This window comes from Intrasporangium sp., assembly GCF_051961875.1.
Classification (GTDB): domain Bacteria; phylum Actinomycetota; class Actinomycetes; order Actinomycetales; family Dermatophilaceae; genus Intrasporangium_A.
Map to the genome: position 1 here is coordinate 1 of NZ_JBQCCV010000193.1, position 2,984 is coordinate 2,984.

3 protein-coding genes are annotated in these 2,984 nt (G+C 71.1%); 1 reads left to right on the plus strand and 2 read right to left on the minus strand.

The annotated features are described in order from the left end of the window. Together ACTHJJ_RS11575 and ACTHJJ_RS11580 are read right to left on the minus strand one after the other, a co-directional pair. Nucleotides 1-741: outer membrane protein assembly factor BamB family protein (locus ACTHJJ_RS11575; protein WP_440303095.1), on the minus strand; the 741-nt coding region annotated here is incomplete at its 3' end. Nucleotides 742-857: 116 nt separating this feature from the next. Further along, nucleotides 858-1,295 carry a hypothetical protein gene (locus ACTHJJ_RS11580; RefSeq protein ID WP_440303096.1) on the minus strand — a complete coding sequence of 146 codons (438 nt, stop codon included), beginning with the start codon at nt 1,293-1,295 and terminating at the stop codon, nt 858-860. Between the two features lie 330 nt (nt 1,296-1,625). Here ACTHJJ_RS11580 and ACTHJJ_RS11585 point away from each other — a divergent pair, with 330 nt between their 5' ends. Next, nucleotides 1,626-2,876, plus strand: coding sequence for a S1C family serine protease (locus ACTHJJ_RS11585; protein WP_440303097.1), 1,251 nt, complete (start codon nt 1,626-1,628; stop codon nt 2,874-2,876). Nucleotides 2,877-2,984: the final 108 nt, after the last annotated feature.

Below are 2,984 nucleotides of genomic sequence, written 5' to 3' on the forward strand. Positions count from 1 at the left end.
CGTAGTCGCGTCGACGTCGATACCGACAACCCAGCCGTGGTAGTGGCCGCAGTCCGCGTAGTTGCCCCCGAAGGCGACGTAGACGCGGCCGGATGACAACGCGAGCCCCGGCCGCTGCAGCAGGTTGACCGGATCCTCCCCGGCCGGCAGCGGTGGGTCGGCATCGCGACGCAAACGCACGTGGCCGTCGGACACCGCGAGACCGACCAGCTCGTGCAGCACCGCGCCACCGCCGCCGTGAATCTCACCAACGACGTAGACGGTGCCCGACCGGGTGTCGATGACAGGGGTGCCGGTGATGCCCAAGGGGTCGATGTCGCCGCAGCCGGCCACCTGCTGCACGTCGGTGAGCGGTTCGCCGATGACGATGGACCAGACCACGCGACCGTCCTTGGGGTCGAGCGCCACGACACGGTCGTCCTCGGTGGCCGCGATGACCAGGCCATGGAAGACGAGCGGCTGCCCTCGCACGGCACCGCCGAGGTCGGTCGACCAGGCAGGCCTGGCCGGAGTCGGGTCCGGGCCGTTGCGGACGTCACCGGTCCGGCCCGGGTCGGCATGGTAGGTCGTCCAGCCGGTCAACGCGTCCGGTCCCGTCGTCGGCGCAGGCGACGCGGCCGGTGGTGGACGCGACGCGGCGGAGGGGGCGGGAGTGTCGGCCCGCGAGCAGGCCGCCAGCAGCGAGGCGCAGAACGTCGCGCCGCATACGAGAGCGGCGAGCCGAGCTCGCGCCGTGCTCATCACTCGACGCTAGGCCCCCATGCTGGGACTGTCCGCGCCACCTAGGGGCTCCTCCCCGCGGCGTACAGGAACGGGAGCCCGCGCCCCCGTTCCTGCACGCCATCATCCGAGCCCCCCTAGCAGTCGCCGCTCCCGGGGGCGACGTCGACGTGCAGGGTCACGTAGAAGTCATCGGGGTCGATCTGGGTCACCGCGTGCAGGTGCAGGTGACCGTCGGGCGTCGCCGTCACCACGTGCGCGTGGGCGTAGCGGTAGCGGAGCCTTCGCTGCCAGTGCCATTCGAGGAACGAGGCACGCTCCCGGGGCCCGAAGTCCTTTGCCCTGACGCCCCACGACGCCGAGGCGCTGATCAGCTGCGGCGGTGTGCCGCGGCGTGCGACGTCGGAGGGGTGCAGGACGAAGCCGCTCAGCATGGAGTCTTCGCCGAGGTAGTACTCGACATCGATGCGCATGCCCTCGAGGTTGGCGTCGCTGCTCGGCAGAGCGGTGCTGGTCACGTGCTCGAGCAGGTGCACGTAGGCGGCCGGATCGCCGGTGAGGATCTGGACGTTCATGGTTCGGTCCCTTCCGTGTTCCACCGTCTCGGTGGAGCGCTGGCACCCGGTCGGCTGCGCTCCGCGCGAGGGCAGGGCGGGGGGACCGGGCGCGCGGCACCGGGCGGTGCCGCTCAAGGGACTGCTGACGTCGCCCGCCATCCTGCCATGCGGGGATGCCGGGGAACACCGCCCCTCGGTATGCCGCCCACCCCGCCGAGCGGACGTGGGCCCTGGTCGCCTCGCCCTGAAATCGCACAGCAAACACACAACCGAGCAGTAGTTCTCGCACGGCGAGGTGGCGTGCTCTGGAGGTGACACAACCACGTGTCGCTGAACTCAGGACTCGCCATGACGCATCACCACACTCGTCGCCTCACCCGTATCGCGGCCGTCGGGGCGGTGGCTGCCCTGGCTGCCGCCGGCGGCGCCACCTTCGAGGCCCGTGCCGCCAGCTCCTCGGCGGGCAGCTCCGCCTCCGCCACGCCCTCCAGCCCCTACCAGGGCTCGAACACCAGCGGCGGCTTCGGGTCCGGTAGCGGCCGCTGGGGCTATGGGTACTTCGGCAACGGCTACGGGCACGGCTCCGGTGGGGGAGACGGGTCCGACGGCGGATCCGCGTCTAGCGGCGGATCCGGCGGATCGGGGTCAGCCACCACCCCCGTGCGGCCCGCGACCCAGGCCACCGCCGCCCAGGTCGTCGGCGTCGTCAACATCCTCACGACGGTGGACTACGGCCAGAACGAGGCGGCGGGTACCGGCATCGTGCTGACGAGCAACGGCCGCATCCTGACCAACAACCACGTCATCGACGGCGCCACGTCCATCACCGCGGTGGACCTCACCACCGGGCATCGCTACACCGCGAGTGTCGTCGGCGACAGCCCGACCAACGACGTGGCGGTGCTGCAGCTCAGGAATGCCAGCGGACTGCAGACGGCGCCGCTCGGCGACTCGAACGCGGTCGCGGTCGGGCAGTCCGTCACCGGAGTCGGCAACGCCGGCAATGCTCCCGGGACTTCAGCGGCCTCGGGGACCGTCACCGCCCTCGGTCAGGCCATCACCGCCAGCGACGTCGGCAACTCGAATGCCGAGCAGGTCAGCGGCCTCATCGAGACGAGCACCGACGTCGAGCCTGGCGACTCCGGCGGCCCGCTGCTCAACTCGTCCGGACGGGTGATCGGCATGGACACGGCTGCGGCGACGAACCCCCGTACCGGGGCCACCGAGGCGGGCTATGCGATCCCCGTGGACCATGCCCTCGACATCGCGAACGAGATCGTCGGTGGCGTCTCCAACGCGACCATCCAACAAGGGCTTCCGGCGTTCCTCGGTGTCGACCTGTTGCCCGACGGGGTCACCGGCGCCGAGTCCGCCACGACGATCCAGGGCGTCATTCCCGGTACTGCCGCGGCGCGGCTCGGGCTCACTGTGGGGGACACGCTGACCGAGATCGGTGGGACCGCCGTCTCCACCCAGTCCGAGGTCAATGCCGTCCTCACCGCGCACAAGCCCGGTGACCACGTGTCCATCGCCTGGGTCGACGCGGCCGGGGACGCCCACCAGGGCACTGTGATCCTCGGGTCCGGGCCGGCCAACTGACGCGGCTACTGTTGCGGCCTGTGGGCGAGTTTCCGGAGCCGGCATCGACCGACGACCTGCGCGGTTTGCTTCTCGACTACCTCGACTTCTACCGGGGCGTCGTCCGCG

Excerpts from the sequence above, each read along its gene's own strand:
- ACTHJJ_RS11580 (WP_440303096.1), bottom strand. The coding sequence starts at position 1,295 with ATGAACGTCCAGATCCTCACCGGCGATCCGGCCGCCTACGTGCACCTG.
- ACTHJJ_RS11585 (WP_440303097.1), top strand. The coding sequence starts at position 1,626 with ATGACGCATCACCACACTCGTCGCCTCACCCGTATCGCGGCCGTCGGG.